Genomic DNA, 26,554 nt, shown 5'->3' with positions numbered 1-26,554 from the left:
GATGCGATGGCACACTGGCTTGTGACCGGGGGATGCGGCTTCATCGGCTCGCATCTGACCGAATTCCTGATGAAGCGCGGCGACAAGGTCACCATCGTCGATGACCTTTCGACCGGCAAGCGGGAGAACGTGCCGGAAGGCGCGGAGATCGTCGTCGGGGACATTTCCGACGCCGCGCTGATGGAGCGTCAGTTGGCCGGCAAGGATGGCTGCTTCCACCTCGCCGCCGTCGCCTCCGTACAGCGCTGCACGGAGGAGTGGGTTGCCAGCCACCGCACCAACCTGACCGGCACCATCACGGTCTTCGACGCCGCCCGTACGGCTAAGGACGGCAAGGCCATACCGGTAATCTACGCCTCATCCGCCGCGGTCTATGGCGACAATGCCAATGTGCCGCTGAACGAGGATGCGATCACCAAACCCCTTTCCGCCTATGGCGCGGACAAGCTGGGGTGCGAACTGCATGGCCGGGTGGCGCATGGTGTTCATGGCGTACCGAACACCGGCTTCCGCTTCTTCAATGTCTTCGGGCCGCGCCAGGACCCCAAGTCCCCCTATTCCGGCGTCATCGCGATCTTCACCGACCGGATCAAGGCCGGTCAGGGCATCACCATCTTCGGGGATGGCGGACAGGTTCGCGATTTCGTCTTCGTCGGCGATGTGGTCCGGCATCTGGTCGCGGCCATGGATGCGGGCGGCGGCGCGGGTGCGGTCTACAATGTCTGCACTGGCAAATCGACATCGGTGCTGGAACTGGCCCACATGGTGGCGGAAATCTGCGGAGCAACGGCCGACATCACCCATGCGGACGCCCGCACCGGCGATATCCGGACCTCCATCGGTGATCCGGCCCGCGCCATGGCGGCCTTCGATGTTCCGGCCGAGATGGTGTTCCGGGACGGCCTGCGCCTGACCCTGGAAAGCGACTGACGCCCGCATGACCGCCCCGCCCCTGCTGATCATCGGGACAGGCGGGCATGCCCGCGAATGTGTCGAGGCAGCACAGGCCGCAGGGCGGCAGGTCGCAGGCCTGCTGGATCAGGACAGCACCATGTGGGGCAAGACCCTGCCGGGTGTGCCGGTGCTGGCCGGGGACCCCGCCGAACACAGGTCCCGGGACGCCGAATGGCTGGTTGCCGTCGGCGACAATGACGCCCGCGCCAGACTGGCGACAGCCCTGGACGGGTGCGCGTTCGCGACCCTGATCCACCCCTTTTCCTGGGTCTCGCCGTCGGCCGTGATCAATGATGGCTGCATGATCTTCGCCGGCACGGTGCTGCAGACCGGCGTGCGGCTGGGTCGCCACGTGATCATCAACACCGGCGCGACGGTCAGCCACGATTGTCAGGTCGGCGACTGCAGCCATGTCGCGGTCGGTGCGCATCTGGCCGGCAATGTCGGCATTGGCGCGCGCGTGCTGTTCGGTGCGGGGGCGGTGGCGCGGCCCGGTGTCGCCGTGGGTGACGGTGCCACCATAGGTGCCGGGGCCGTTGTCGTTCAGGACGTTGCGGCGGGTGTCACGGCTGTCGGCGGTGGTGTGGCGCGACCGCGCAAGGGCTGAAGGGCTTCTCAGGAAGAGACGCTGTCAGAAGGCAAACGCCGGGAATTGGAGACGGCGGGTTGGCCGACCTTGACCAACCCCAACCCGCCTGCTTCCTAGAGTGGAATATTGTCGTGCTTCTTCCAGGGGTTCTCCAGCTTCTTGGTCTTCAGCATCCTGAGGGACTTGATGATCCGGAAGCGGGTGTTGTGCGGCATGATGATGTCGTCGATGAAGCCCCGTGCACCGGCGATGAAGGGATTGGCGAAGGTCTTGCGGTATTCCTCCGTCCGCGCCTCGATCTTCGCGTCATCGCCGATGTCGGCGCGGAAGATGATCTCCACCGCCCCCTTGGCACCCATGACCGCGATCTCGGCGTTCGGCCAGGCCATGTTCACGTCACCACGCAGATGCTTGGAACTCATCACGTCGTAGGCGCCGCCATAGGCCTTGCGGGTGATCACCGTGACCTTCGGCACGGTGGCCTCGGCATAGGCATAGAGCAGCTTGGCCCCGTGCTTGATCAGACCGCCATATTCCTGCGAGGTGCCGGGCAGGAAGCCGGGCACATCGACCAGCGTCACCAGCGGGATGTTGAAGCAGTCGCAGAAGCGCACGAAGCGCGCGGCCTTCTTGGAGGAGTCGATGTCCAGGCACCCGGCCAGCGCCATCGGCTGGTTGGCGACGATACCGACCGTCTGCCCCTCCATGCGGCCAAAGCCGACAATGATGTTCTTGGCAAAGCCGGGCTGGATCTCGAAGAAATCGCCTTCATCGACGATCTTCTCCACCAGTTCCATCATGTCGTAGGGCTTGTTGGGGTTCGACGGAACCAGGGTGTCGAGGGAGGCTTCCTGACGTTCCGGATCGTCGAACGTGGGACGGACAGGCGCTTCCTCGCGGTTGGAGGCAGGCAGGAAATCGATGAACCGGCGCGCCTGCGCGATGGCCTGCATGTCGTTGTCCAGGGCCAGATCGGCAACGGAGGACTTGGTGGTATGCGTGATCGCGCCACCGAGCTGTTCCGCCGTCACGGTCTCCGCCGTCACCGTCTTCACGACGTCGGGGCCTGTCACGAACATGTAGGACGTGTCCTTCACCATGAAGATGAAGTCCGTCATGGCCGGGCTGTAGACGGCACCACCGGCGCACGGCCCCATGATCATGGAGATCTGCGGCACGACGCCGGAGGCCAGCACATTGCGCTGAAACACGTCCGCGTAGCCCGCCAGGCTGTCGATGCCTTCCTGGATACGGGCGCCGCCGGAATCGCACATGCCGATGACCGGCGCGCCAACCTGCAGCGCCTTGTCCATGATCTTGCAAATCTTGCGGGCATGCATCTCCGACAGCGCGCCGCCGAAGACCGTGAAGTCCTGCGAGTAGACGAAGATCAGCCGACCGTTCACCGTGCCATAGCCGGTGATCACGCCGTCGCCGGGGATCTTGTTCTCGCTCATGCCGAAGTCGGTGCAGCGATGTTCGACGAACATGTCCCATTCCTCGAACGAGCCTTCGTCGAGCAGCAACTCGATCCGTTCCCGCGCGGAAAGCTTGCCACGCGCATGCTGCGCCTGCACCCGGCGCTCGCCGCCGCCCGCGCGCGCCTTGGCCCGCTTCTCCTCCAGCATCTGAACGATATCCTGCATCGAATGCTCCCCGCCCGTTGTTCTGTCTCGCGAATCTGAATTTTCAGATCATAGGTAATTGGTCACGAAGTGCCAGCGGCTCCGGCGGGCGGCATGTCTGCGTCATCCAGGGCACGGCAGAACCGCTCCACCGCCTGGAATTCAGTCACGATACCCGCCCGGCGCCGCCGCGCCTCGTCATCCTCGCCCCATTCCTCGATCTGGAAGGTTTCGTCAAGCTGTGCGGCGTCGAAAGCCTGCTCGGCATTGATGCGTCCCATGACCAGCGCCAACCCGATGACCAGTGATCCGGCAGTGCCGGTCGCCACCGAAAGCGGCACCAGACGGAAGCTGTCGAGGCGGTGCACATGCTGGTGCAGGGCGCGCAGACTCTGCGGTGGCTGTTGCTGCGCGTGGATGTCGGAGGTCACGGCCAGGGGAGCGTCGAACGCCTGCTCCAGCCATTCGAGCAATGGCCGCCACGTTGCCTGCTGGCGTTCCACCAGCTTCTGCGGTTCCGCGGCCCAGAAACAGACCATGTCCGTCTCCGCGTAGCGCGCGACGGCATCGGCTGTCTGGTCGCGCATCCCTGCCAGATCGTCGATGGCCGTACCCGCCATGCGCATCAGCGGCATGGCGCGACGGTCGATCTCCTCCCCCTGGGCATCCCATTCCGCCGCGATGGCTTCCGCCAGGGTCAGGCTGGGCACCACAAGGGGCCTGCGCGCCGGTGTGCGGATCAGGCGACCGTCCAGCAGCACGGCATGACCACCGTCCGCGACCTCCGTCCCGACTGACTTGTAGAACCGTTTCATGCCGCATCCTCTCCCGGCAGGATGCGCTGCACCGCAAGCGCAATGTCGCGCGGGTGCGCGACAGTTTCAGCCGCACCGGCGTCCCGCAACTCATCCACCCCATGATAGCCCCAGGCAACGCCGACCGGCGTCGCACCCGCACGGCGTGCCATCTGCATGTCGAATGTCGTGTCCCCGATCACCACGGTCGCGGCCGGTTCGATACCGGTCTCCGCGCAGGCCTTCAGGCACATGTCGGGCGCAGGTTTGCCCGCCGCCACATCATCGGCCGTCTGAAGGGTCTGGAACCGCGCCCGCATGCCGTGCCGCTCCAGCACCGCGAACAGGCCCCTGCGGCTCTTGCCGGTTGCGACGCCCAGAATCGTGTCGGGCCGGTCCAGTTCCAGCACGGCAGCCTTGATGCCTTCGTACAGCGGTTCCTGCAGTTCGCCGGAAAGCCGCAGGTTGCGGAAGGTTTCCTTGTAGAGCGCGGCGACCCGCAAGGCGTCGGACTGGCCCAGCTCCGGTGCCAGCCGGCGCACCGCGACATCCAGGCTGAGGCCCACGACGCGCTTGACCCCCTCCGGCGGTGGTGCAATCAAGCCGAAGCTGAGGAATGCGGTCTGCATGGACGTGACAATGCCAGCCTGGCTGTCCACCAGCGTGCCATCGCAGTCGAAAAGAACAAGTCGCGGAATCATGGGGGCGGACATTGCCACAGCTGCTGGCAGGACGGAACCGGATGCGCAATCAGGATACGGCGGAAACATGCAGGACGATCTGAAACACCTGGGACAGCAAAGCCCCCTGCCGGACGACCCGGACGAGGCAGTACTGGATGCGGTGCCCAATCCACATGTCGGCCACCCCTATCTGGTGCGTTTCACCGCGCCCGAGTTCACGTCCATCTGCCCGGTCACCGGACAGCCCGACTTCGCGCGTCTGGTGATCGACTATGTGCCGGACCGGGAGATCGTGGAGAGCAAGAGCCTGAAGCTGTTTCTCGGCGCCTTCCGCAATCACGGTGCGTTTCACGAGGATTGCACGATCCTGATCGCGCGCCGGATCGTGGACTGCATCGCACCGGTCTGGCTGCGCATCGGCGGCTACTGGTATCCGCGCGGGGGTATCCCGATCGACGTCTTCTACCAGACCGGGGAACCCCCGGCCGGGGTCTGGCTGCCGGATCAGAACGTCGAAACCTATCGCGGTCGCTGACAGCTTGTCCGACCCCGAACTGAACCGGATCTATCGCTCCGCCCTTCCCGGCATCGACGGCCAGCCGCTGTCGAAGATGCCGCGCAATCTCTATGGCTATGTCTGGGCCGTGGGCGCGGGACAGCAGATCCGGCTCTGCCTGCTGACCCTGGTGGTCTTCCCGCTGTCGCTGGTTCCCATCGAACTGCAGCGCCGCATCGTCGACGATGCCATCGCCAATGGCGCCACCCGGTTACTGTTCCTGCTGGGGGGAATCTATCTGGCCGCGCTGCTGACCCATGGCGCCCTGAAATACGTTCTGAATGTCTATCAGAACAAGGTGTCGGAAGGGGTGATCCGCCGCCTGCGCAACCGCTTCGTCGACGATCCCGCCTCAGGCGAGGAACCCGGCACCCGACAGGCGATCGTCACGGCGGAGGCGGAGCGCCTGGGCGGGTTCGTGGGCGAGAGCCTGTCCTTTCCCTTGCTGCAGGGCGGCATGGTCGCCAGCGTCATCATCTACATGCTGATCGTCGATCCGCTGGTCGCCGTCGTGGCCATCGGTTTCTTCATTCCCGCCCTGATCATCGTTCCCCTGATGCAGCAACGCATCAACCGGCTGTAGGAGAAACGCACGACACGGCTGCGGGAACTGAGCGACCAGATCGGCAGCGACGAAGAGAACGACACCGACCCGCACGATCTGATCGACGGCATCTACCGCCTGCGCATCCGAATCTTCCTGCTGAAACACTTCATGAAGTTCGTGAACAACCTTCTGGGACACCTCGGTCCACTGGCCATCCTGATGGTCGGTGGCTGGCTGGTGATCCAGGGCCAGTCGGAGATCGGGACCATCGTCGCCTTCATCTCCGGCTACGAGCGGCTGACAGGTCCCGCCCGCGACATCCTGGGCTTCTATCGCCGCATGTCGGCGATGCGGATCCAGTACCGGCTGATCCGGGACGCATGAACCTGCCCAACTCAAACGGGCCTGACAGAAACAACATCAACGCCTTGATGAAAAATACCCGAATTCACAATGCTACAAATCATGTGAAATTCATGAAAATTAGACATATAAATAAAACAAAATAGTTACTTCGAACAAATATCACACGTTCATGGTTACAAAATTTCTTCCTTTTCTCTTTGATTCATACAAAGCCCTGTCTGCATGTTCAAAATATTCCTTGATTTCCTCACCCGGTTTCGGGATCCAGGTTACCGCACCAATCGATATTGTGAGAAATCTCGAGTTCGGATTTGTCTCATGTGGAATTGAACGGGCCTCGACTGCGGCCCGAATTCGGTTCCCGAAGGGAATGATACTCTCTTCATTTGCCTGCATTATGACGACACAGAATTCTTCCCCTCCGAAGCGAAACAGAAAATCGCCTGGCCGGGCACAGGTCTGTCGCAATGTATCGGCAACCTTCTTGAGGGCCTCATCACCTGCCAGATGCCCATAAAAATCATTGTACTTCTTGAAATAATCAATATCGATCATGTACAAGGCGACGCGCTCCTTGTTTCGCGCCGCCCGCCTGATTTCCCTGTCAATCATGTTATCCAATTGATGGCGATTGAACAGTCCGGTCAACTGGTCCGTCACCGAAATCACTTCCAGCTTTCTGTAGGCCGCCTTCAACATCTCTTCGGTCCTGATTCGAGAATTGCGCTCCTGAATCATGTAAAGAGTTGTCTTCGACAAATTTTCATACATATTCAATACAGCATCGATCAGATCCTGTATTTCTCCTCCCATTTTAATTTCAGCATTTCGCTTTGCTGATTCAATGGAATAGCCGCTATCCATATCCAAAATGACAAAGTACATCTTCTTGTCGCTTTCGATGATGTGCGAAGCCAGCCAGCGTATCAGGAATCTTACTATTTCCTCGACTTCCTGCTCCGAAGATTTATCCGCAAATCTATTTCGAATATCCTCAAGTCTGACCAGGAAATTTTCGTGTGATTTCCGGTGCCCTATGAACCAGGGGTCATCTCCGAAATGCTCCATCCAGATTTTTTCTTCATCATGAAAATGCACGCTCGCATAATCATGGAGCGCCCTATATTGATCGTCCAATTCGATATCTTCGTCCTGAATCAGGCTGTATGCCAGCCTGTTCAGAAGAATGACCAGATTTCTATGTTGATCATCAATTATCTCGTTCCCGGTATTGAAACTCGGATGCCACGGGAAAATCTGAAAATCTTCAAATTGCCATTGTCCGCCGACAGAACCCACATCATCCACTTGTCATCTTCCTATACTGCACTGCCTTGCTGGCCCCGAAACTCAGACCTTCCCGAGAACCAGTGTACAGGATCAGTGCGGCATTCCATGAAGATTGAGTCCGCTTCAATTCCAAACACGCGAAAGCTGTTCGGAAGATCGGCTTCCTGTTTCCAGGATGCGGGTGCCGAGACCGGAATGCTGGAGGGGCACCTGGCGAGGGTGGCTGCCAGGATCGGCCCCCCCAACGTTGAGGCGGCGAACTTTCGAAAGACTATCGCTTGCCGCCAACGCGGATGCGGTTCACGAGGTCGTGGCAGTCCGCGTGGCACCACCAGCCGACAGCGCCCGGCGCAGGCCGACGATTTCCATCTCCGCGAAGACGGCTACGGCAACGCCGATGCCCGCGATCAGCAGGTAGCCATAGACCGTCGGCGCCACGATTCCGCTGGCCAGGAAGATGATGGTTCCCACGGCCCAGGCGACGTTCAGGCCAATGACCATCTGCACGCCCTGGCGCGGCGGCGTGGGGCAGCGCAGCACCCAGCCCAGCAGGATCAGGAAGGGCACGAAGACCAGTCCGGTACCGAGCACCAGCAGATGCGGCAGACCCGCCAGCTCCGCCAGCGGCACGGACGCGGCAATCAGGGCAGATGTGCAGACAAGGGAAATGCCGAAGTCGATCTGCAGGGCCCGGCGCAGGAAGTCGTTCTGTTTCGGTGTCATCGAAAGCTCCCGTTCATTGATGAACCATCAGGCCAATCTGGCCGCGGAAGACCGGCACCCGGCCTCCCTGCCCCGAAACATGACGAAGGGCGCCGTATGCTCTCAATTACCCGTCAGGTCATTGGTCCCGCGCGTTCCGGGTCCTATTCTCTGCGCCATGAACAAGCATGTTTCCGATTTCGGCCAGCATCTGCGCGCGTGGCGGCAGCGGCGGCGCCTCAGCCAGCTCGATCTCGCCTGTGATGCGGGGATCTCGACACGGCACCTGAGCTTCATGGAGACCGGACGGGCCAGACCCAGCCGGGAAATGGTGCTGCGTCTGAGTGACTATCTCGACGTGCCCCTGCGACAGCGCAACGTCATGCTGACGGCAGGCGGCTTTGCGCCGGTCTATCCGGAACGGGCGCTGGACGATCCATCGCTGGAGCCTGCGCGCAAGGCGGTCGAGCTGGTGCTGGAGGGCTATCACCCCTACCCGGCGCTGGCGGTGGACCGGCACTGGAACCTGCTGCGGGCCAACCGGATGGTGCAGGTCATGCTGCAGGGCGTGGCCGCACATCTGCTCGAACCGCCATGCAACGTGCTGCGTCTCAGCCTGCACCCGGAGGGACTGGCACCCCGCATCGTCAACGTTGGCCAGTGGCGCGAACATGTGCTGCACCGCCTGCGCCAGCAGATCGACACCAGCGCGGACACGGAGCTGGAGGCCCTGCTCGAGGAACTGGCCGGGTATCCGGTGCCGGAGGAAACGGATGATGCAGCCGACGCATTCCCCGCCGACATGATCGATTATGTCGTGCCGCTCCGGATCCGCACGGAAGGTGGCGCGGTCCTGTCGCTGTTCAGCACGACGACGATGTTCGGCACACCGGTCGATGTCACCCTGTCGGAGATCGCCATCGAGGCCTTTCTGCCTGCCGATGCCGCGACAGCGGACGCCCTGCGGCAGGTGGCGGCAGGCCTGCCGGGCTGAATCGAAAGGGCCCCGGCGATTGCCGAGGCCCTGTCCGTTTCAGTTGGCTGGCGCCGGGGCCTAGCCGAAGAGGCCGAGGATGCTCTGCGGCGCCTGGTTGGCGATGGACAGCGCCTGGGTGCCAAGCTGCTGCTTGATCTGCAAGGCCTGCAATCGGGCACTTTCCTTCGCCAGATCCGCATCGACCAGATTGCCGACACCGGAGGTCAGGCTGTCGATCAGCTTGTCCACGAAACCCTGATGGATCTCGATGGACTTGGCGCGGGTACCCAGCTGGGCGAGCTGCTGGTTGGCCGTATCGATGGCCGAGTCGATTGCGGAGCGCGCGGCCGCTGCGTTGGTTGCGGTCGCCAGCGACAGGGCCGACAGAGCCAGTCCGGCGGTGCCGGTGGTCATGTTCTGGGCCGTCACGGTGATGGTATCACCATCCGGATTGGCCAACACGGCGATGGAGGAGGCAGAGCCGTCCAGCATGTTGAAGCCATTGAACTCGGCATTGCCGGAGATGGTCCCGATCTGGTCACGCAGGGCTGCAAAATCGTTCTGCAGCGCGTTGCGGCTGGAGGTATCGAGGCTGGAGTCCAGGGCGGCAACCGCCTTCTCCTTCATCTCGATCAGCAGGTCCGAAATCGTCTGCCCGGCGGCCAGTCCCACATCGACGACGCTGACCGCGTTGTCCAGGGCGGTCTTCACCGCCTCGAACCCGGCGATCTCGCCGCGCATGTTCTGGGCGATGGCATAGACCGCGCCATTGTCCTTCGGACCGGCAACCTTCAGGCCGGTATTGATACGGGTCTGAACCTCCGCCATATCGCGATTGGTTGCGTTGAGCTGCTGAAGGGCCACCATCGCGCTGACATTGGTGTTCACCGAAAGTGTCATTAGGTCTTCTCCTGTTCGTGGGGACCTTCTTCTCTGGTCCCCCGGTACACCTGTTGAGCGCCTTGGCGCCGTGTACCGAACTGATTTCAACCTATGTGCCAACTATGCCAGAACCGTCTTTCCTTTTGTTTTTATTGATTTATTCCTGTTTTTCGAACGAAATCCAGTCGGACCGCACCCGGCAGTTGCTGCCGGGTGCGGCGCTGCTTGCCAGGGCAATCAGGTAAAATTTTCCGAATCCGGCAATTGAGTCCGGGCTACGGCGGAGGCGGATCGGCCGGATCAGTCGGCAATCCGTACGAGGACATGCCGCTTCTTGCCGACGGAGAGCTTCACGCTGCCGCCGCCAAAGGCATCCGCGTTCAGGGTCAGCCCCTCATCGGCAACCTTCTCGTCCGCCAGGCGGACCCCGCCACCGCGGATCAGCTTCCGGGCCTCACCGCGCGACTTCGCCATTCCGGCACCGATCATCAGATCGATCAGGGCCGCGCCCTCCGCGACCGAAGCCGCCGATACATCCAGCGTCGGCAGGCCGTCGGCGCTGTCACCTTCCTCGAACGCCTTGCGGGCGGTCTCGGCGGCAGCAGCGGCAGCGGCGGCACCATGCACCATGGTGGTGGCGGCGTCGGCGAGACGCTTCTTGGCCTCGTTCAGTTCCTGCCCCTCCAGCCGAGACAGCCGCTCGATCTCGTCCAGGGGCAGTTCGGTGAACAGCTTCAGGAAGCGGACGACGTCGGCATCCGCCGTGTTGCGCCAGAACTGCCAGTAGTCATAGGCGCTGAGCCGGTCCTCGTTCAGCCAGACCGCACCCTGCGCCGTCTTGCCCATCTTCTGCCCGTTGGCCAGGGTGATCAGCGGTGACGTCAGGCCGTAGATCTCGCGCTGATCGATGCGGCGGGTCAGTTCGACACCATTGACGATATTGCCCCACTGGTCCGATCCGCCCATCTGCAGCAGGCAGCCGACACGGCGCGACAGTTCCAGGTAATCGTAGCCCTGCAGGATCATGTAGTTGAATTCCAGGAACGTCAGCGACTGTTCCCGGTCCAGCCGCAGCTTCACCGAATCAAAGCTCAGCATCCGGTTGACGGAGAAATACCTGCCCACATCCCGCAGGAACGGAATGTAGGCCAGCCCGTCCAGCCAGTCGGCATTGTTGACCATGATCGCGTCGGTCGGCCCGTCGCCGAAGGTCAGGAACTTCTCGAACACCTTGCGGATGCCAGCCATGTTGCGGGCAATATCCTCATCGGTCAGCAGTTGCCGCGCGGCATCGCGCCCTGACGGGTCACCGATCCGCGTCGTGCCACCGCCCAGCAGCACGATGGGCTTGTGGCCGGTCTTCTGCAGCCAGCGCAGCATCATGATCTGCACCAGGCTGCCGACGTGCAGGCTGTCCGCCGTGCAGTCGAACCCGATATAGGCCGGGACCACCCCTTCGTTCAGCGCGGTATCAAGTCCTGCCGTATCGGTGCACTGATGCACATAGCCACGGCTGTGCATGGCATTCAGGAAGTCGGAGCGAACAGCGGTATCGGGACTGGTCATCGTGTTGCCTTCGGGTACTGGATCGTCCTGCCGTGGCGAAGCTGCCTTGGCGTTCGGTGGCGGCTGTAGCACACTCCCCCCATGACCGGAAGCGATGCCCCCATGACCGTGCTTGGACTGATGAGCGGAACCTCCGTCGATGGTGTCGACGTGGCGCTGCTGACCAGCGATGGCGAAACCATTGCCGAACTCGGGCCCCGTTCCGGATACGGCTATCTGCCGGAGGAACAGGCGGCGATCCGCGCCGACTTCGGCCAGCCCGTCGCCTCCGATACGGCGGGAGCGGCCGTGACGGCGGCCCATGTCCGTGCCATCGACAGCTTTCTGGCGGAATTTTCGGACGCCCGTCCGCAACTGATCGGATTTCACGGTCAGACGACCTTCCACGATCCATCGCGACGGGTGACCGTGCAGATCGGTGACGCCCTGGCACTTGCCAATCGCTATGGCCTGCCGGTCGTCACCGAGTTCCGCAAGGCGGATGTGGCAGCGGGTGGGGAGGGTGCGCCCCTTGCACCGCTGTTCCATGCCGCCATGACCGCCGGTCTGCCCCGGCCTCTGGCCGTGCTGAACCTGGGCGGGGTCGGCAATGTCACCTGGATTGGCGAAGGGGCGGATGAAATCCTTGCCTTTGATACTGGCCCCGCCAATGCCCTGATCGATGACTGGATGGCGCGGCGTACCGGTACGGGCCGAGACACGGACGGCAAGGCAGCGGCGGCCGGTCAGGTGGATGCGGACTGGCTGCGCGGGCTGATGGACAATGCCTATTTCGACCGACCGCCGCCAAAGTCACTGGACCGGGAAGCGTTCCAGCCCGAAAGCTGGCCGGAAGGACTCTCGACCGAGGATGGGGCGGCGACACTCACGGCGTTCACGGCGCAATCGGTCGCGCGTGCCCTGCCGCACCTGCCGCAGCCGCCGCTGCGTTGGCTGGTCACTGGCGGCGGGCGCAACAATCCGACACTGATGCTACGTCTGGCGGAAGCTCTGGGCGTGCCCGTGGAACCCGTGGAGGCCATCGGCCATGACGGCGATGCGGTGGAGGCCCAGGCCTTCGCCTTCCTGGCCGTCAGGGCATGGCGGGACCTGCCGCTCAGCCTGCCCGGCACCACAGGTGTGCCACATCCCATGCCCGGCGGAGAAGTCGTATGGCCGGGTCAGAGATCAGCGGCGGAATGACCGTCTGCAAGTGACTCAGAGCCCCTCGATCGCGGCGCGGCGGCGATCGACGTAGCTGCCGACCAGTTGGTCGACCTCATCCATCTCCTGCTCATAGAAGTGATTGGCGCCATCGATCTTCTCATAGTCGATGATGATGCCCTTCTGCGTCTTCAGGCGATCCACCAGCTTCTGCACATCCGGTTCCGGCACCAGATCGTCTTCCGTGCCCTGCACGATGATGCCCGATGACGGACAGGGGGCAAGGAAAGTGAAATCGAACATGTTCGCGGGCGGGGAGACAGAAATGAAACCTTCCACTTCCGGGCGGCGCATCAGCAACTGCATGCCGATCCAGGCCCCGAAGGAATAGCCGGCGATCCAGCAGGCGCGCGCATCCGGTTTGATCTGCTGCATCCAGTCGAGGGCGGAGGCGGCATCGGAAAGTTCGCCAATGCCCTGGTCGTGTTCACCCTGACTGCGGCCGACACCCCGGAAATTGAACCGCAGCACCGCGAAGCCGCGCGCCTTGAAGAGCTGAAACATGTTGTAGACAAGGCGGTTGTTCATGTTGCCGCCGTAGAGCGGGTGCGGATGCAGGACCAGGGCAATCGGCGCCGTCTCGTCCTCGACATGATGGTAGCGACCTTCGAGGCGACCTTCCGGTCCATTGAAAATGACTTCGGGCATGGGGACTGAATGATCCTCAGACAGATTTGGGGGCATCGCCTGCAATGCTGTGGGCACAGCGCAGGAATCCGCGGGGCGGCGCCTGATATACGCCCATTGTCGCAGCGATTCCAGCTTTCCGGACACCGGTCCGTGAGCCAGTGGTGGTTTGACGAACAAAATGCGTAGAATATATAGCTGGTATCGGGTGCTGTTCCGCATCCGGAACAATGCACCGGGGAGTGACGCCATGTGGCAGTCTCTGCGATCTGACATCAAGGCCATCATGGCGCGGGATCCCGCCGCCAAGTCGATGCTCGAAGTCGCGCTCTGTTACCCCAGCTTTCATGCCGTGCTGATCTATCGTGCCGCGCACTGGCTGTGGCAGCGCAAACTGCATCTGGCCGGGCGGTGGCTTTCCCAGATCGGGCGGTTCCTGACGGGCATCGAGATTCATCCGGGCGCCACCATCGGCTCCGGCTTCTTCGTGGATCACGGCATGGGTGTCGTGATCGGGGAGACAGCGGAGATCGGGAACAATGTCACCCTGTACCATGACGTGACGCTGGGCGGCGTCGCGCCGTCCGTGAACTCCGCGGCGCAGGTTGGCCAGAAACGGCATCCGACGCTGGAGGATGACGTCATCGTCGGCTCCGGTGCGCAGGTGCTGGGTCCGATCATCGTCCGCAAGGGCGCACGCGTCGGTGCCAATGCCGTGGCCGTGAAGGAAGTGCCGCCGGGCGCGACCGTGGTCGGCATCCCCGCCGAAGTGGTGAACAAGTCCAAGCCGCGACTGGTGGAGAACCCCGAAGATCACATGCCGACTTTCGCCGCCTACGGCATGCCGACGGATGGCTCCACCAATCCCATGGCCCAGAAGCTGTCGGCGATGCTGGCGGAGATGGAGGCCCTGCGGGCACGGGTGGACGAACTGGAAGCGCAGCAGGCGAAGGATGCCGAGCCGCTGGTGCGCGTCATTTCCAGTGGTGAAGATTGACCGCACCGCGCGCCGGTGCTGATCTGGCACCATGCTGAAACAACGGCACTATCTGGATTTCAACGCGACCGCACCGCTGCGGCCAGAGGCCAGGGCGGCGATGCAGGCCGTCATGGACAGTTCAGGCAATCCGTCCAGCGTGCACGCGGAGGGCCGTGCCGCCCGCGCGCGTCTGGACAAGGCCCGCCGTCAGGTTGCGGCACTGGCTGGCTGTCGGGCCGCGGACGTCTGTTTCACCGGTGGCGGGACCGAGGCCAGCAACTGGGCGCTGTCGGCCTGGCCGGACCGGCGGGTTCTGGTCTCGGCGGTCGAGCACGACGCCAGCCTGCGCACCGCGGAACGGCTGAACGGCGACATTGTTCCCGTTGACGGGAACGGGCGTGTCGACCTGGACGCCCTGCGCACGCTGCTGGTTTCCAATGATGACGCACCGGCACTGGTCTCCGTCATGGCCGCCAACAATGAAACAGGTGTCGTGCAGCCGATTGCCGAGGTCGCCGCGATCTGTCGCGAGACCGGTGCGCTGCTGCATGTCGACGCCATTCAGGCCGCAGGCAAGATGATGCTGGCCGACCTCGTCGCCGTGGCGGACATGATCAGCCTGTCCGCGCACAAGATCGGTGGCCCCGCCGGGGTTGGCGCCCTGATCGTCCGTCCCTCCCTGCAGATCACGCCGATGATCGTCGGTGGGGGACAGGAAAGCTGGCGGCGGGCGGGTACGGAGAACCTGATCGGCATTGCCGGTTTCGGTGCGGCAGCCGAGGCGACGCTGGCCGGTCTCGAGGCCGGCATCGAACGGATGAAACAGATGCAGCAGGCCCTGGAAGCGGGACTGCGCGCGGCCTGCCCCCCGGTCGAGATCATGGCTGAAGGGGTGGCACGGCTGCCTAACACGACATGTGTGCGAATGCCCGGCGTCGCGGCAGAGACCCAGGTCATGGCGCTGGATCTGGCCGGGATCGCGGTCAGTGCCGGATCGGCCTGTAGTTCCGGCAAGGTCACACCGTCCCACGTGCTGACAGCCATGGGGCGGAGCAAGGAATCCGCGACCGAGGCGATCCGCATCTCGACCGGCTGGACGACAACGGCTGAGGATATCGACGCCCTGCTCTCTGCCTGGAGCGATCTCTGGAACAGGAAACGCGCCGCGTGAGTGACGCCATCTACCTGGATCATCATGCCACCACCCCCGTCGACCCCGATGTCCTGGCGGAGATGCTGCCGTGGTTCACGGAACGGCCGGGGAACCCGCATTCGCGCCACCATGAGCATGGCTGGGCGGCGGAGGCCGCGGTCGATCTGGCGCGGATGGAGATCTCGGAGCTGCTTGGCGGGTCACCCGATCAGGTGATCTTCACCAGCGGCGCGACGGAGGCGAACAACTGGGCCCTGACCGGCATCGCCGCCGGCCTGCCGCCCGAACACCGCCGCATCCTGACCACCAACGTGGAACATCCCTGTGTGCTGGAGACCGCGCGGCGGCTGGCGCAGGAGGGGTGGCCGGTCACCGTCATGGCGGTCGAGCCGGGTGGCGGCATCGATCCCGAGACGGTCGCCGCCGAACTGTCGGGCGGTGACGTGGGACTGGTCTCCGTCATGCTGGCCAACAACGAGATCGGCACCATCCAGCCGGTGGCGGACATTGCCCGCGCCGCACACGCGCATGGTGCCCTGATGCATTGCGACGCGGCACAGGCCCTGGGCCGCATCCGCATCGACATCGACCGGCTGGGTGTCGATCTTATGAGCATCACCGCACACAAGCTGCATGGACCGAAGGGCATCGGCGCGCTTGTCCTGTCGGAGGCCGCACGCACGGCCATCCGACCGATGATGGCAGGCGGCGGGCAGCAGGACGGGCTGCGGTCGGGCACGGTGCCGACACCGCTGGCGGTGGGCTTCGGGGCGGCCTGCCGGTTGGCGCAGGATCATCTGGCGGACGACATGACCGTGATCCGTGGTCTGCGCGACCGGCTCTGGCTCGGCCTGTCGGAGAGGGTGGACGGGCTGCACATCAACGGCGCGCAACTGATGCGCCTGCCCGGCAACCTGAACTTCCGCGTCGAGGGCGCCGACGCCGATGACATCATCCGCGCGGCACCGGAGGTGGCCATCTCGACCGGGTCGGCCTGTTCCTCCGTGTCTTCCGCCCCGTCACACGTGCTGCAGGCCATCGGCCTCAGCGAAACCGCTATCCGCAGTTCGTTGCGTATCGGCTTGGCACGAACCAACGATCAGGATCAGATAGACCGCACCATTGATATCCTCAGTGATGCCATCGGAAAGGCCAGGCAGAAAGCATGAACGACCAGAGAACTGTTCGGGTGACCTTCGTCAAGGCGGACGGAAAGCGTATCGAGGCGACAGGCAAGCCCGGCGAATCCCTGCTGGAGGTGGCCCATCGCTTCGATGTGCCGATCGAGGGGGCCTGCGAGGGCTGCATGGCCTGCTCGACCTGCCATGTCATCGTGCAGGACCCATGGTACGACCGCCTGCCAGAGCCACGGGAAGAGGAGGAGGACATGCTCGACCTCGCCTACGACCTGCAGGAAACCTCACGCCTCGGCTGTCAGGTCCTGCTGGCGGAGAAGCTCGACGGCATGGTGCTGCGCCTGCCGCGCGGCAGTCACAACGTGCTGCTGGGATAGCAACCGTGCCTGCTTCCCCCCTTTGCGGGGGAAGGGGCATTTCAGCGTTCGCGCTGCAAGCAAACAGCAGGCGTCCCGGCTCAGGCCTGCACGACCTTCTGGTCGATGGCCCCGAAGATCGACTGGCCTTCGCCGTCCTGCATCTCGATGCGGATCCGGTCGCCGAAACGCATGAAGGATGTGGCGGGCTTGCCATCCCTGATGGTCTCGATCATGCGAATCTCGGCGATGCAGGAATAGCCGAGGCCACCCTGCGCCACCGGGCGACCGGGGCTGCCATCCGGGTCCAGGTTGGAAACGGTGCCCGATCCGACGATGGTGCCGGCCGACAGCTTCCGGGTCTTCGCCGCGTGGGCGATCAGTTGCGGAAAACTGAAGGTCATGTCCTGGCCCGCCTCCGGCTTGCCGAACAGATCACCGTTCAGCGTGGAGAGCAGCGGCAGGTGGACTTTCGCACCATCCCAGGCATCCCCCAGTTCGTCAGGTGTCACCGCTACGGGGCTGAAGGCGCTGGACGGCTTGCCATGGAAGAAGCCGAAGCCCTTGGCCAGTTCACCGGGGATAAGCCCGCGCAGGGAAACGTCATTGACCAGCATCAGCAGGCGGATGTGCTCTCCGGCCTGCTCGGGCGTGGCGCCCATCGGCACGTCGCCGGTGATCACCGCAACCTCTGCCTCGAAATCAATGCCGAAATCCTCCGACGCCACCGGAATGTCCTCCCGGGGTCCGAGGTAGGTGTCGGAGCCACCCTGGTACATCAGCGGGTCGGTCCAGAAACTCTCCGGCAATTCCGCACCGCGGGCCTTGCGCACCAGTTCCACATGATTGACGTAGGCTGATCCGTCCGCCCACTGGTAGGCCCGCGGCAGGGGAGATGCGAGCTGCGCCGGGTCGAGGTCGAAGGCGTCGCGCGCGCCGCCGACGTTCAGCGAGTGATAGGTGGCGTCCAGCAGCGGCGCCGCGTGGTCCCAGTTGTCCAGCGCCGCCTGCATGGTGGGCGCGATCTCGGCCACGGGTGCGGCACGGGTCAGATCACGGCTGACAACGACCAGGCGACCGTCACGGCCTTCGTTCAGGGAGGCAAGTCTCACGAGGTCGCTCCATCCTTGATGTATCCGCGCTTTATCTGATCGAGTTCGATGGATTCGAACAAGGCCTTGAAGTTGCCCTCCCCGAAGCCCTCGTTGCCCTTGCGCTGGATGATCTCGAAGAAGATCGGGCCGATCACCGTCTGGGTGAAGATCTGCAGCAGCAGGCCACCGCCCTGCCCTTCGCCGCCATCGATCAGGATATTGTTGGCCTGCATCCGGGCCAGATCCTCGCCGTGGCCCGGTACGCGGCCCTCGACACCCTCATAGTAGGTGGCGGGAGTCTCCTGAAACGGCACGCCCAGCGACCGCATGTGCTCCACCGTCGCGTATATGTCGTCGGTGCCGAAGGCGATGTGCTGAATACCTTCGCCATGATATTCCTCGAGATATTCCTGGATCTGGGACTTGTCGTCGGAGCTTTCGTTGATCGGGATGCGGATCATGCCGCAGGGGCTGGTCATGGCCTTGGACTTCAGCCCCGTCACCTTGCCCTCGATATCGAAATAGCGGATCTCGCGGAAATTGAAGAGCCGCTCATAGAATTCCGACCATTCGTCCATGCGCCCGCGGTGCACATTGTGGGTCAGGTGATCCAGATATGTGAGGCCCGCACCCGCCGGTTTCACCTCGGCCCCCGCCACCGGTTCGAAATCCACATCGTAGATCGAACCCTTCGCGCCATAGCGGTCGACCAGATAGATCAGCGAGTCACCGATCCCCTTGATCGCCGGAATGTTCAGTTCCATCGGCCCGGCGTGGGTCTCGACGCCCCAGGCGCCCAGTTCAAGTGCCCGCCTGTAGGCAGCGGCGGCGTCCTTAACGCGGAAGGCGATGGCACAGGCACTGGGGCCATGCAGCGCCGCGAAGGAGCGGGGGAAACCGGACTTCTCGCCATTCACGACCAGGTTCACATCGCCCTGCCGGTACAGGGTGACATCCTTGGAACGGTGCCGTCCGACGGCAACGAAGCCCAGCATCTCGAACACCTTGCCCAGCTTCTCCGGCTCCGGCGCGGTGAATTCCACGAACTCGAAGCCATCCGTCTGCATCGGGTTTTCCCAGAGATCAGCCATGTCCGCTCTCCTCCACATGAATTGAACCGTTCGTTGCCTGACCGTTGCGCGCACGCAATTCCATCAGTCGATGCCGCGTCAGGGGTTGACGGGACAATAGTTTCATTTGAAACTAAATTCAATGCCTGATCCTGATGTCATCGACCTGCCGAACTTCCTGCCCTACCGCCTGGCCGTGGCCACGGACGCGGTCAGCGGCCGGCTTGCGCGCCGCTACAGGGAAGAATTCGATCTCAGCATCCCGGAGTGGCGGGTGATGGCCGTCCTCGGGCGGTTCCCCGACATTTCCGCCAACGAGGTCGCGGCCCGCAGTGCCATGGACAAGGTCCAGGTCTCCCGCGCCGTTGCACAGTTGCTCCGCAACGGACATCTGGACAGGCGTGCCGATGAAGAGGACCGACGCCGCACCATACTGTCGCTGTCAGCCAGCGGGCAGGAGATCTACCGCCGGATCGTGCCAATGGCCCGCGCCTACGAGCAGGACCTGTTCGCGCGTCTGTCAGCCCCGGAGGCTGAAATCCTCATGCGGGCACTGGCGCAGCTCAGTCAGCCGTGAAGGTGATGAACATGCGGCGGAACGGGAACACGGTCACACCGTCATCGCCCATCGGGTAGGCCTGTCGCAGCCGCGCGCGATAGAGTTCGGTGAAGGTCTGGAAGTCTGCGGAAGACAGGTTCTCCTGCACAGGCAGCAGGGCCGTGCCGCGTACCCATTCGAGTACCGGATCATCGCCGGTGAGGCTTTGCAGGTACTCCGTCTCCCAGACATCCACCTGGCCCGGCAGGGCGCGCAGCAGACTGTGGTAGAAGGAGGCCGGCTGCACGAAATCTCCCAGAAGCCGGCCCGCAAGCGCCGCCTGGAACTCCGGCCGCTCCGCAATCTCGCTGATCAGGCTGTGCGAGGGGGCGGCGAAATTGTTCGGCATCTGCACGGCCAGTATCCCGCCGGACGGCAGCGATCGGGCCAGCCGCGTGAACAGGTGGGCGTGATCCGGCACCCAGTGCAGCGAGGCATTGGCGAAGATCACGTCGGTGTCGCCCACCGGTTCCCAGTCGGCGATGTCGGCAAGCTGCCATGCGATCCCGGTGTCGATCGCCGAAGCCTTCTTCAGCATTGCCGGGGAATTGTCGACGCCGCAGACTTCAGCGCCGGGCCAGCGCGCGCTCAGCAGCCGGGTGGAATTGCCGGGCCCGCAGCCCAGGTCTACGGCGCGGCGCGGCCCGTCATGCATCACCCGGTTCAGCAGATCGACGGCGGGCCGGGTGCGCAGGTCGCCCATAGCGCCTTTCATGTACTGATCGGGATTCCACTGGTCGCTGCCGCCCTTGCCCATTGCCTTGCCCTCCGCCGATTGACCTTTGCCTGCAATGCGCCGGATACTCCACTTGTGACTGGGGAGGCACAATCATGAAATTCGAAGACTACAAGACCATCAGTTTCAAGCGGGACGGCAAGGTCCTGACCGTGACCCTGAACCGCCCGGACGTGCTGAATGCCGTCAACGGCGACCTGCATACGGAACTCAGTCATGTCTTCTATGACGTGGCAACCGACCCGGCGGACATCATCGTGCTGACCGGCGCGGGGCGGGCCTTCTGCGCCGGGGGTGACATCGACTGGATGCAGTCGGGCGTCGATGACCCTCTCGGCTTCGATACCGTGGTCTTCGAGGCCAAGAAGATCATCTTCGGCCTGCTGGACTGCGAGAAGCCCATCATCTGCCGCCTGAACGGCGATGCGGTCGGCCTGGGTGCCACCATCGCCCTGTTCTGCGACATCATCATTGCCAACGACAGTGCACGCATCGGCGACCCGCATGTCTCGGTCGGGCTGGTGGCGGGTGACGGCGGCGCGGTGATCTGGCCGCAGCTGATCGGCTATGCCCGCGCCAAGGAATATCTGATGACCGGCAAGCTGATGACCGCGGAGGACGCGGTGGCGATGGGCATGATCAACCACGCGGTCCCGGCCGGCGAACTGGACGAGGCCACGGATCGCATGGCGTCCCGCCTGGCCAATGGCGCAGCACAGGCGATCCGCTGGACCAAGGTCTCGGTCAATATCGGGCTGAAACAGCTCGCCCACAGCATCATGGATACCTCACTGGCCTATGAATCACTCTCGAACCGGTCGAAGGATCATCAGGAAGCGGTGAATGCGTTTCGCGAGAAGCGCCGCCCCGTGTTCACCGGGGAATAGAGGCAGATGGCACGCATACCCTATGTCGATCCGGCCACCGCGCCGGAGAAGGTCGCGGACCTGCTGCAGCAGCTTCCTGCCATGAATGTCTTTCGCATGCTGGCCCATGCCGCACCCGAGTTCAGGCGCTTCATTGCCTTCTCCGATGCCCTGCTGCGCAAGTCCGCGGTGGACAAGTGGTTGCTGGAACTGGCCATCCTGCGGGTCGGTCACCTGTCCGGCGCCCCCTACGAGATCCAGCAGCATGAACCGATGGCGGCAGCGGTTGGCGGCGCGGCGGAAAAGATCGCTGCCATCGCATCCTGGCCCGGAACCGACGTGTTCGACGAGATCGAGACCCTGGTCCTGCGCTACACCGATGATGTGGTCGCCAACGTGCGCGCCAGCGACGAGACCTTCGGGCCGCTGGCGGAGCGGATGGACCATCAGCAGATGGTGGAACTGACCATGGGCATCGGCTGCTACATGATGGTCAGCCGTCTGCTCAACACCTTCGACGTGGATCTGGAGGCTGCGGACGGTCCTGCGATCACGCTGGATCGCTGAGGGCATTTCGTCCGGCTGCGTGTGCGACCATGCTACCCAGAGTTGAAGACCGGCAATCCGCAAAATGCGAGAATCAGGTGTCCTGCATGCCGACACCCGGGGCCTCGCGTGCCTTGGGCACGTGCGACGCACACCCGGCAGGATTTCCTAAAATCCGTCTCAAATTTCCGTATCATTTTATATTTCTCTATTAAATCAAATACTTATACGATTTGTTCAGATTCTTGCGCTTCAATGATCGTGAACCGGGACAAGAGTCTCATGGCTTCGGGCTGCTGGTACGAAACTGGCAACCATCCCGTCATCAGGGTCTGGAAGGGGTTGCGCTGTCCGAAAGCGCGACATTCCGGAGGGGCAAGATGCGAAATTGTCCAGAAACGGGACAGACGTAGGAGAGTTCGGCATGTCACTACTCGCACAGATGATTGGCCTTGATGCCAGCCAGCGCATTGCTTTTGCGACCATTAATGGTGACGGGACCGACGAGAGCCTGCAGGGCACCAACGACGACGACCGGATCTTTGGCGGCGGCGGCGACGACAGCATCGGCGGCCTTGCCGGTGACGACACGCTGCGCGGCGACGAGGGCAACGACAACATCAACGGTGGTGGCGGCGACGATGTGCTGCGCGGCGGTGACGATGATGACCGGCTGTTCGGCGGCGGCGGCGATGACGTCATCCAGGGTGATGATGGCAACGACTCCATGTCCGGCGGCGCGGGCGACGATGACCTGCGCGGCAACAATGGCGACGACACGATCAAGGGCGACGCGGGCGATGACGACATCGCCGGTGGCGCGGGCCGTGACGAGGTCGACTATCGCGACACCGATGGCGATGTGACCGTCGATCTGGGCGCCAACGGCAACGACGATGGCACCGCCAGCAGCGACGACTTCGGTAACGACACGCTGGAATCCATCGAGATTGTGAAGACCGGCGGCGGCAACGACACGGTTGCCGGTGACGATGCCAACGAGGAACTGTTCGGCGGTGACGGCGACGACGTCCTGGTCGGCAATGACGGCGACGACCTGCTGGATGGCGGTGCAGGCAATGACGAGGCCTTTGGCGGCAATGGCCAGGACACGGTCCGTGGCGAGGACGGCGACGACTACGTCGAGGGCGGTACCGACGACGACGATCTGTTCGGTGGCCTCGGCGCGGACGAACTGCTGGGCCAGGACGGCAATGACACGCTGTCGGGTGACGAGGGCGACGACTACCTGGTCGGTGGCGACGGTGATGACACCATCAACGGCAACGACGGCAATGACGACATCGACGGCGGCAACGGCAACGACAACCTGCGCGGCAATGACGGTGACGACACCATCGAATCCGGTAACGGCGACGACAATGTGACCGCCGGGAACGGCAATGACTTTGCCAATGGCGGCAACGGCAACGACACCCTGCGCGGCAATGGCGGCCTGGACGACCTGGTCGGCGGGCTGGGCAATGACCTGCTGTTCGGCGGTGAGGATGGCGACATCCTGAACGGCGACGGCGGTGATGACTCCCTGTTCGGTGAGGACGGGGACGACGATCTGGACGGCGGCGACGGCAACGACTCGATCAATGGCGGCAACGGCAACGACATCGCCTTTGGCGGCCTGGGCGACGATATCCTGCAGTTGCTGTTCGGCGATGACTTTGCCGAGGGCGGTGCCGGTCAGGACATCCTCCGTGGTGGTGACGGCGACGACACGCTGAATGGTGATCAGGACGACGATACCGTTCGCGGCGATAACGGCGATGATGTCGTGGCCGGTAACGACGGCAACGACTCTGTTACCGGTGGTCAGGGCCAGGACGTTCTGACGGGTAACGCGGGCAACGACACCCTGTTCGGTGACGAAGGCAGCGACACCCTGGACGGTGGTCTGGGTGACGACGATGTGCGCGGCAACGACGGCGACGACGTGGCGACCGGTGACTGCGGTGAGGACACCATCGACGGCGGCGCGGGCAACGACCTGCTGTCGGGTGGCGAGAACAACGACACCGTTCTCGGCGGTGATGACAATGACACACTCTTCGGTGACGGCGGCGACGACGTGCTGCGCGGCGAGGCAGGTGATGACGTTGCCCACGGCGGCTATGGCAACGACATCCTGGCTGGTGCCGACGGCAACGACTCCCTGTTCGGTGATGAAGGTGCCGACGAACTGGACGGCGGCGTCGGCGATGACGCGCTCGACGGCGGCGAGGGCGATGACCTGATCGACGGCGGTGACGGCGACGACACCATGATCGGTGGCGATGGTGCCGACGAGATGATCGGCGGCGAAGGCAATGACGTGGCCGTTGGCGATGCCGGCGATGACACGATCTTCGCCAACAAGGGTGACGACACGATCACCGACTTCTCCAGCTATCAGGGTGACCGCATCGACATGTCGAACCTGAACCTGTCGTTCGAAGACCTCAACATCTCCCGCTCCGGCTGGTGGGGCCGGGACACGGTGATCGAGGTCGAGGGTGGCGGATCCATCACGCTGAAGGATTTCCGGGCGGATTGCCTGGATGAGGACGACTTCATCGGTCTCGTCTGATCCTGCCGCGACAGATCATGCGACCGGGGCCGGTCGGGGAAACCCGACCGGCCCCGTTCCGTTTCATGGCGGTTTGCATGAAACGGCCGAAATCCCTTCCGGGCCGTCTTTTCCTTCCCGGCAGAACCGGCTAGGTTCCGCGCCAACTGCAACCGCTTGGCGGTCGCACCCTGAACATTTTCACACCGGAGGGGCAGACGTGAGCCTGGACGCACTGGAAAAGACCATCGAAGCCGCCTGGGAAAACCGGGACAGCATTGACACCACGACCACGGGGGAGGTTCCCGAAGCGGTCAACCAGGCCCTGGACGCGCTGGACTCCGGCGAGGCGCGTGTGGCGGAGAAGGTGAAGGGCACCTGGGTGGTGAACCAGTGGCTGAAGAAGGCGGTGCTGCTGAGCTTCCGCCTGAACGACATGACCCCGATCAGTGGCGGTCCCGGTGACATGACGAACTGGTTCGACAAGGTGCCGAGCAAGTTCGCCGGCTGGGGCGATGCGGAATTCCGCAAGGCCGCCTTCCGCGCCGTGCCGAACTGCATCGTGCGGCGCAGCGCGCACATCGCACCCGGTGTCGTGCTGATGCCCAGCTTCGTCAATCTGGGTGCCTATGTGGACAGTGGCACCATGGTCGATACCTGGGCCACGGTCGGGTCCTGTGCCCAGATCGGGAAGAACTGCCACATCTCCGGCGGTGCCGGTATCGGTGGCGTGCTGGAGCCGCTGCAGGCGGAGCCGGTGATCATCGAGGACAATGTCTTCATCGGTGCCCGCTCCGAAGTGGCCGAGGGCGTGCTGGTCGAAGAAGGCGCGGTGCTGTCCATGGGCGTCTACATCGGTGCCTCCACCAAGATCGTCGACCGGGAGACCGGCGAGGTGCATCGCGGTCGCGTGCCAGCCTATTCCGTTGTCGTGCCGGGCGCCTTGCCCGGGCCAGTGATCGACGGCAAGCCGACACCCAGCCTCTATTGCGCCGTGATCGTGAAGAAGGTCGATGCGGGAACCCGCGCCAAGACCTCCATCAACGAACTGCTGAGGACCTGAATGGGCGCCTTCCTCCGCCGCTGGATCGGGCCGCTCGTCCTGCTGCTCGTGCTCGGCGGGGGTGTTGGCTACTGGTTCTACTGGAACCATCTGGCGGAAGGGCTGCGGGCAGGTCTTGACCGCTGGGTTGCCGACCGCCGGGCGGAGGGCGTCGATGTGCGCCACGGCCCGGTGGAGGTTTCGGGCTTTCCCTATCGCCTGCTGCTGACCGTCGACACGCCGGCAATATCCCTCCCCCGGCAGCCCGCGGCCCCCTCCTGGTCGGCGGGCGCTCTGGATGTCTACTTCCAGCCCTGGAACCTGCGGCACGTGATCCTGCAGCCTCAGGGCGCGCAGCAACTGGGCTGGAACGCCCATGACGGTCGGAAGGCCGCGGTGATCCGCAGCGCCGACACCCGCATCTCCGTGCGGTTCAGCGATGCCGGCCACCTGGAGACCATCGCGACCGACGTCCACGAGATGGTGGCGGATGGCGACAGCCCTGTCCGCCAGGCCGGGCGATTGCAGTTCCATTACCGCGACAATGACGGACAGGCCCCTGAGCGGCCGAAGGACAGCACCAACCTGGCGCTGACCGGCGACGACATCGTGCTGACCGCTGGCCTGGTTCCCATCGGCGACACCTATCAGCAGGCCGCGCTTTCCGTCCTGCTGCGCCCGCTGCCCGCCGGGACGACGCCTGCGGCCCTGGATGCCTGGCGCGACGCGTCCGGCGTCATCGACGTCTCACGCATTGCCTTCCTGACGGACCGCCTGCGGGTCAGTGGCGACGGTACGGTCGCCCTGGACCTGAACCGCCGTCCCGAAGGGGCCATGACCTTTGTCGTGCATGGCGCGGACCAGTTCATCGATGCCCTGACCGCGCAGGGACGCATGTCGGAGATCGCACGTGTCGGCCTGCGCATGGCCGTGTCGGCGCTGGAGAAGACAGACAAGGAAGGCAACCGCACCGTCACCCTTCCCCTGACCATCCAGGACGGAATCGTCTCCCTGCTCGGGTTCAAGCTGTTCCCGGTGCCGCCGGCCTACTGATCAGG

Annotated in this window: 28 protein-coding genes; 17 read left to right on the top strand and 11 right to left on the bottom strand. The window is 63.6% G+C overall.

What is annotated here, in order from left to right:
• Positions 1-6 precede the first annotated feature (6 nt).
• Positions 7-930, top strand: coding sequence for an NAD-dependent epimerase/dehydratase family protein (locus tag QGV55_RS02005; RefSeq protein WP_281018545.1), 924 nt, complete (start codon positions 7-9; stop codon positions 928-930).
• Between the two features lie 7 nt (positions 931-937).
• Positions 938-1,561 carry an acetyltransferase gene (locus QGV55_RS02000; RefSeq protein WP_281018546.1) on the top strand — a complete coding sequence of 208 codons (624 nt, stop codon included), beginning with the start codon at positions 938-940 and terminating at the stop codon, positions 1,559-1,561.
• A gap of 95 nt (positions 1,562-1,656) precedes the next feature.
• On the opposite strand, the gene QGV55_RS01995 is transcribed toward QGV55_RS02000, so the two are convergent.
• The 3 genes from QGV55_RS01995 to QGV55_RS01985 all read right to left on the bottom strand — a co-directional run bounded on the left by QGV55_RS01995 (position 1,657) and on the right by QGV55_RS01985 (position 4,675).
• The gene (locus QGV55_RS01995; RefSeq protein ID WP_281018547.1) at positions 1,657-3,189 is read right to left on the bottom strand and encodes an acyl-CoA carboxylase subunit beta; all 1,533 of its coding nucleotides are present in this window, start codon (positions 3,187-3,189) and stop codon (positions 1,657-1,659) included.
• 62 nt (positions 3,190-3,251) lie between these two features.
• Positions 3,252-3,983, bottom strand: a complete 732-nt coding sequence (locus tag QGV55_RS01990) for an ATP12 family protein (RefSeq protein ID WP_281018548.1) — start codon at positions 3,981-3,983, stop codon at positions 3,252-3,254.
• Positions 3,980-4,675: an HAD-IA family hydrolase gene (locus tag QGV55_RS01985; protein ID WP_281018549.1), complete on the bottom strand. Its 696-nt coding sequence runs from the start codon at positions 4,673-4,675 to the stop codon at positions 3,980-3,982. The genes QGV55_RS01990 and QGV55_RS01985 overlap by 4 nt, the downstream gene beginning before the upstream one ends.
• 55 nt (positions 4,676-4,730) lie before the next feature.
• Between QGV55_RS01985 and queF the strand changes: the two genes are divergently transcribed.
• The 3 genes from queF (at position 4,731) to QGV55_RS01970 (ending at position 6,132) form a co-directional block, all read left to right on the top strand.
• Positions 4,731-5,180 carry a preQ(1) synthase gene (gene queF / locus QGV55_RS01980; RefSeq protein WP_281018550.1) on the top strand — a complete coding sequence of 150 codons (450 nt, stop codon included), beginning with the start codon at positions 4,731-4,733 and terminating at the stop codon, positions 5,178-5,180.
• 4 nt (positions 5,181-5,184) lie between these two features.
• The gene (locus QGV55_RS01975) at positions 5,185-5,784 is read left to right on the top strand and encodes a hypothetical protein (protein ID WP_281018551.1); all 600 of its coding nucleotides are present in this window, start codon (positions 5,185-5,187) and stop codon (positions 5,782-5,784) included.
• A 132-nt stretch (positions 5,785-5,916) separates the two neighbouring features.
• Positions 5,917-6,132 carry a hypothetical protein gene (locus tag QGV55_RS01970; RefSeq protein ID WP_281018552.1) on the top strand — a complete coding sequence of 72 codons (216 nt, stop codon included), beginning with the start codon at positions 5,917-5,919 and terminating at the stop codon, positions 6,130-6,132.
• 141 nt (positions 6,133-6,273) lie between these two features.
• On the opposite strand, the gene QGV55_RS01965 is transcribed toward QGV55_RS01970, so the two are convergent.
• Both QGV55_RS01965 and QGV55_RS01960 read right to left on the bottom strand, forming a co-directional pair.
• Entirely contained in the window at positions 6,274-7,422 is a 1,149-nt protein-coding gene (locus tag QGV55_RS01965) for a GGDEF domain-containing protein (protein WP_281018553.1), read from the bottom strand.
• A 282-nt stretch (positions 7,423-7,704) separates the two neighbouring features.
• A complete protein-coding gene (locus QGV55_RS01960; protein ID WP_281018554.1) occupies positions 7,705-8,127 on the bottom strand; it encodes a hypothetical protein in 423 nt (140 codons plus the stop codon).
• Positions 8,128-8,284: 157 nt separating this feature from the next.
• Between QGV55_RS01960 and QGV55_RS01955 the strand changes: the two genes are divergently transcribed.
• A complete protein-coding gene (locus QGV55_RS01955; protein WP_281018555.1) occupies positions 8,285-9,100 on the top strand; it encodes a helix-turn-helix transcriptional regulator in 816 nt (271 codons plus the stop codon).
• Positions 9,101-9,160: 60 nt separating this feature from the next.
• Here QGV55_RS01955 and QGV55_RS01950 read toward each other — a convergent pair whose 3' ends face one another.
• Together QGV55_RS01950 and tyrS are read right to left on the bottom strand one after the other, a co-directional pair.
• Positions 9,161-9,982: a flagellin gene (locus QGV55_RS01950; RefSeq protein ID WP_281018556.1), complete on the bottom strand. Its 822-nt coding sequence runs from the start codon at positions 9,980-9,982 to the stop codon at positions 9,161-9,163.
• Between the two features lie 282 nt (positions 9,983-10,264).
• A complete protein-coding gene (gene tyrS / locus QGV55_RS01945) occupies positions 10,265-11,530 on the bottom strand; it encodes a tyrosine--tRNA ligase (protein ID WP_281018557.1) in 1,266 nt (421 codons plus the stop codon).
• 81 nt (positions 11,531-11,611) lie between these two features.
• Between tyrS and QGV55_RS01940 the strand changes: the two genes are divergently transcribed.
• Entirely contained in the window at positions 11,612-12,712 is a 1,101-nt protein-coding gene (locus tag QGV55_RS01940; RefSeq protein WP_281018558.1) for an anhydro-N-acetylmuramic acid kinase, read from the top strand.
• 15 nt (positions 12,713-12,727) lie between these two features.
• Here the strand turns inward: QGV55_RS01940 and QGV55_RS01935 are convergent, their stop codons facing one another.
• The gene (locus tag QGV55_RS01935; RefSeq protein WP_281018559.1) at positions 12,728-13,381 is read right to left on the bottom strand and encodes an alpha/beta hydrolase; all 654 of its coding nucleotides are present in this window, start codon (positions 13,379-13,381) and stop codon (positions 12,728-12,730) included.
• A 229-nt stretch (positions 13,382-13,610) separates the two neighbouring features.
• On the opposite strand from QGV55_RS01935, the gene epsC reads away from it, so the two are divergent.
• From epsC to QGV55_RS01915, 4 genes are read left to right on the top strand one after another with little or no spacing between them, the layout of a single operon-like run.
• Positions 13,611-14,357, top strand: a complete 747-nt coding sequence (gene epsC / locus QGV55_RS01930; RefSeq protein WP_281018560.1) for a serine O-acetyltransferase EpsC — start codon at positions 13,611-13,613, stop codon at positions 14,355-14,357.
• A gap of 31 nt (positions 14,358-14,388) precedes the next feature.
• A complete protein-coding gene (locus QGV55_RS01925) occupies positions 14,389-15,510 on the top strand; it encodes a cysteine desulfurase family protein (RefSeq protein ID WP_281018561.1) in 1,122 nt (373 codons plus the stop codon).
• Positions 15,507-16,661, top strand: a complete 1,155-nt coding sequence (locus QGV55_RS01920; RefSeq protein WP_281018562.1) for a cysteine desulfurase family protein — start codon at positions 15,507-15,509, stop codon at positions 16,659-16,661. Before QGV55_RS01925 ends, QGV55_RS01920 begins: the two co-directional genes overlap by 4 nt.
• A complete protein-coding gene (locus QGV55_RS01915) occupies positions 16,658-17,005 on the top strand; it encodes a 2Fe-2S iron-sulfur cluster-binding protein (protein ID WP_281018563.1) in 348 nt (115 codons plus the stop codon). Before QGV55_RS01920 ends, QGV55_RS01915 begins: the two co-directional genes overlap by 4 nt.
• 80 nt (positions 17,006-17,085) lie before the next feature.
• On the opposite strand, the gene QGV55_RS01910 is transcribed toward QGV55_RS01915, so the two are convergent.
• Together QGV55_RS01910 and hppD are read right to left on the bottom strand one after the other, a co-directional pair.
• On the bottom strand, positions 17,086-18,096 hold the full coding sequence (locus QGV55_RS01910) for a fumarylacetoacetate hydrolase family protein (protein ID WP_281018564.1): 1,011 nt from the start codon (positions 18,094-18,096) through the stop codon (positions 17,086-17,088).
• Positions 18,093-19,169: a 4-hydroxyphenylpyruvate dioxygenase gene (gene hppD / locus QGV55_RS01905; RefSeq protein ID WP_281018565.1), complete on the bottom strand. Its 1,077-nt coding sequence runs from the start codon at positions 19,167-19,169 to the stop codon at positions 18,093-18,095. The genes QGV55_RS01910 and hppD overlap by 4 nt, the downstream gene beginning before the upstream one ends.
• Positions 19,170-19,290: 121 nt before the next feature.
• Between hppD and QGV55_RS01900 the strand changes: the two genes are divergently transcribed.
• Complete coding sequence (locus QGV55_RS01900; protein ID WP_281018566.1) at positions 19,291-19,725, top strand: MarR family winged helix-turn-helix transcriptional regulator; 435 nt, start codon at positions 19,291-19,293, stop codon at positions 19,723-19,725.
• Here the strand turns inward: QGV55_RS01900 and QGV55_RS01895 are convergent.
• Positions 19,712-20,503, bottom strand: a complete 792-nt coding sequence (locus QGV55_RS01895) for a methyltransferase domain-containing protein (RefSeq protein WP_281018567.1) — start codon at positions 20,501-20,503, stop codon at positions 19,712-19,714. The genes QGV55_RS01900 and QGV55_RS01895 overlap by 14 nt on opposite strands.
• A gap of 74 nt (positions 20,504-20,577) precedes the next feature.
• Here QGV55_RS01895 and QGV55_RS01890 point away from each other — a divergent pair, with 74 nt between their 5' ends.
• The 5 genes from QGV55_RS01890 (at position 20,578) to QGV55_RS01870 (ending at position 26,549) form a co-directional block, all read left to right on the top strand.
• A complete protein-coding gene (locus QGV55_RS01890; RefSeq protein ID WP_281018568.1) occupies positions 20,578-21,369 on the top strand; it encodes an enoyl-CoA hydratase-related protein in 792 nt (263 codons plus the stop codon).
• Positions 21,370-21,375: 6 nt separating this feature from the next.
• The gene (locus tag QGV55_RS01885) at positions 21,376-21,915 is read left to right on the top strand and encodes a carboxymuconolactone decarboxylase family protein (RefSeq protein WP_281018569.1); all 540 of its coding nucleotides are present in this window, start codon (positions 21,376-21,378) and stop codon (positions 21,913-21,915) included.
• A gap of 403 nt (positions 21,916-22,318) precedes the next feature.
• Positions 22,319-24,475, top strand: a complete 2,157-nt coding sequence (locus tag QGV55_RS01880) for a calcium-binding protein (RefSeq protein ID WP_281023709.1) — start codon at positions 22,319-22,321, stop codon at positions 24,473-24,475.
• 199 nt (positions 24,476-24,674) lie between these two features.
• Positions 24,675-25,517, top strand: a complete 843-nt coding sequence (dapD, locus tag QGV55_RS01875) for a 2,3,4,5-tetrahydropyridine-2,6-dicarboxylate N-succinyltransferase (RefSeq protein ID WP_281018571.1) — start codon at positions 24,675-24,677, stop codon at positions 25,515-25,517.
• Positions 25,518-26,549, top strand: a complete 1,032-nt coding sequence (locus QGV55_RS01870) for a DUF2125 domain-containing protein (RefSeq protein ID WP_281018572.1) — start codon at positions 25,518-25,520, stop codon at positions 26,547-26,549.
• Positions 26,550-26,554 lie beyond the last annotated feature (5 nt).

Origin of the sequence: Minwuia sp. IMCC3009 (assembly GCF_029909415.1) — a bacterium.
Classification (GTDB): Bacteria; Pseudomonadota; Alphaproteobacteria; order Minwuiales; family Minwuiaceae; genus Minwuia.
Note: the sequence above shows the minus strand (reverse complement) of the source record. Positions and strands in the feature narration are given on the sequence as shown.

What these genes read in the sequence shown, in the direction of transcription:
- QGV55_RS02005 (WP_281018545.1), top strand. Translation starts at nt 7, where the DNA reads ATGGCACACTGGCTTGTGACCGGGGGATGCGGCTTCATCGGCTCGCAT.
- QGV55_RS02000 (WP_281018546.1), top strand. Translation starts at nt 938, where the DNA reads ATGACCGCCCCGCCCCTGCTGATCATCGGGACAGGCGGGCATGCCCGC.
- QGV55_RS01995 (WP_281018547.1), bottom strand. Translation starts at nt 3,189, where the DNA reads ATGCAGGATATCGTTCAGATGCTGGAGGAGAAGCGGGCCAAGGCGCGC.
- QGV55_RS01990 (WP_281018548.1), bottom strand. Translation starts at nt 3,983, where the DNA reads ATGAAACGGTTCTACAAGTCAGTCGGGACGGAGGTCGCGGACGGTGGT.
- QGV55_RS01985 (WP_281018549.1), bottom strand. Translation starts at nt 4,675, where the DNA reads ATGTCCGCCCCCATGATTCCGCGACTTGTTCTTTTCGACTGCGATGGC.
- queF (WP_281018550.1), top strand. Translation starts at nt 4,731, where the DNA reads ATGCAGGACGATCTGAAACACCTGGGACAGCAAAGCCCCCTGCCGGAC.
- QGV55_RS01970 (WP_281018552.1), top strand. Translation starts at nt 5,917, where the DNA reads ATGAAGTTCGTGAACAACCTTCTGGGACACCTCGGTCCACTGGCCATC.
- QGV55_RS01960 (WP_281018554.1), bottom strand. Translation starts at nt 8,127, where the DNA reads ATGACACCGAAACAGAACGACTTCCTGCGCCGGGCCCTGCAGATCGAC.
- QGV55_RS01955 (WP_281018555.1), top strand. Translation starts at nt 8,285, where the DNA reads ATGAACAAGCATGTTTCCGATTTCGGCCAGCATCTGCGCGCGTGGCGG.
- QGV55_RS01950 (WP_281018556.1), bottom strand. Translation starts at nt 9,982, where the DNA reads ATGACACTTTCGGTGAACACCAATGTCAGCGCGATGGTGGCCCTTCAG.
- tyrS (WP_281018557.1), bottom strand. Translation starts at nt 11,530, where the DNA reads ATGACCAGTCCCGATACCGCTGTTCGCTCCGACTTCCTGAATGCCATG.
- QGV55_RS01940 (WP_281018558.1), top strand. Translation starts at nt 11,612, where the DNA reads ATGACCGGAAGCGATGCCCCCATGACCGTGCTTGGACTGATGAGCGGA.
- QGV55_RS01935 (WP_281018559.1), bottom strand. Translation starts at nt 13,381, where the DNA reads ATGCCCGAAGTCATTTTCAATGGACCGGAAGGTCGCCTCGAAGGTCGC.
- epsC (WP_281018560.1), top strand. Translation starts at nt 13,611, where the DNA reads ATGTGGCAGTCTCTGCGATCTGACATCAAGGCCATCATGGCGCGGGAT.
- QGV55_RS01925 (WP_281018561.1), top strand. Translation starts at nt 14,389, where the DNA reads ATGCTGAAACAACGGCACTATCTGGATTTCAACGCGACCGCACCGCTG.
- QGV55_RS01915 (WP_281018563.1), top strand. Translation starts at nt 16,658, where the DNA reads ATGAACGACCAGAGAACTGTTCGGGTGACCTTCGTCAAGGCGGACGGA.
- hppD (WP_281018565.1), bottom strand. Translation starts at nt 19,169, where the DNA reads ATGGCTGATCTCTGGGAAAACCCGATGCAGACGGATGGCTTCGAGTTC.
- QGV55_RS01900 (WP_281018566.1), top strand. Translation starts at nt 19,291, where the DNA reads ATGCCTGATCCTGATGTCATCGACCTGCCGAACTTCCTGCCCTACCGC.
- QGV55_RS01895 (WP_281018567.1), bottom strand. Translation starts at nt 20,503, where the DNA reads ATGGGCAAGGGCGGCAGCGACCAGTGGAATCCCGATCAGTACATGAAA.
- QGV55_RS01890 (WP_281018568.1), top strand. Translation starts at nt 20,578, where the DNA reads ATGAAATTCGAAGACTACAAGACCATCAGTTTCAAGCGGGACGGCAAG.
- QGV55_RS01885 (WP_281018569.1), top strand. Translation starts at nt 21,376, where the DNA reads ATGGCACGCATACCCTATGTCGATCCGGCCACCGCGCCGGAGAAGGTC.
- QGV55_RS01880 (WP_281023709.1), top strand. Translation starts at nt 22,319, where the DNA reads ATGTCACTACTCGCACAGATGATTGGCCTTGATGCCAGCCAGCGCATT.
- QGV55_RS01870 (WP_281018572.1), top strand. Translation starts at nt 25,518, where the DNA reads ATGGGCGCCTTCCTCCGCCGCTGGATCGGGCCGCTCGTCCTGCTGCTC.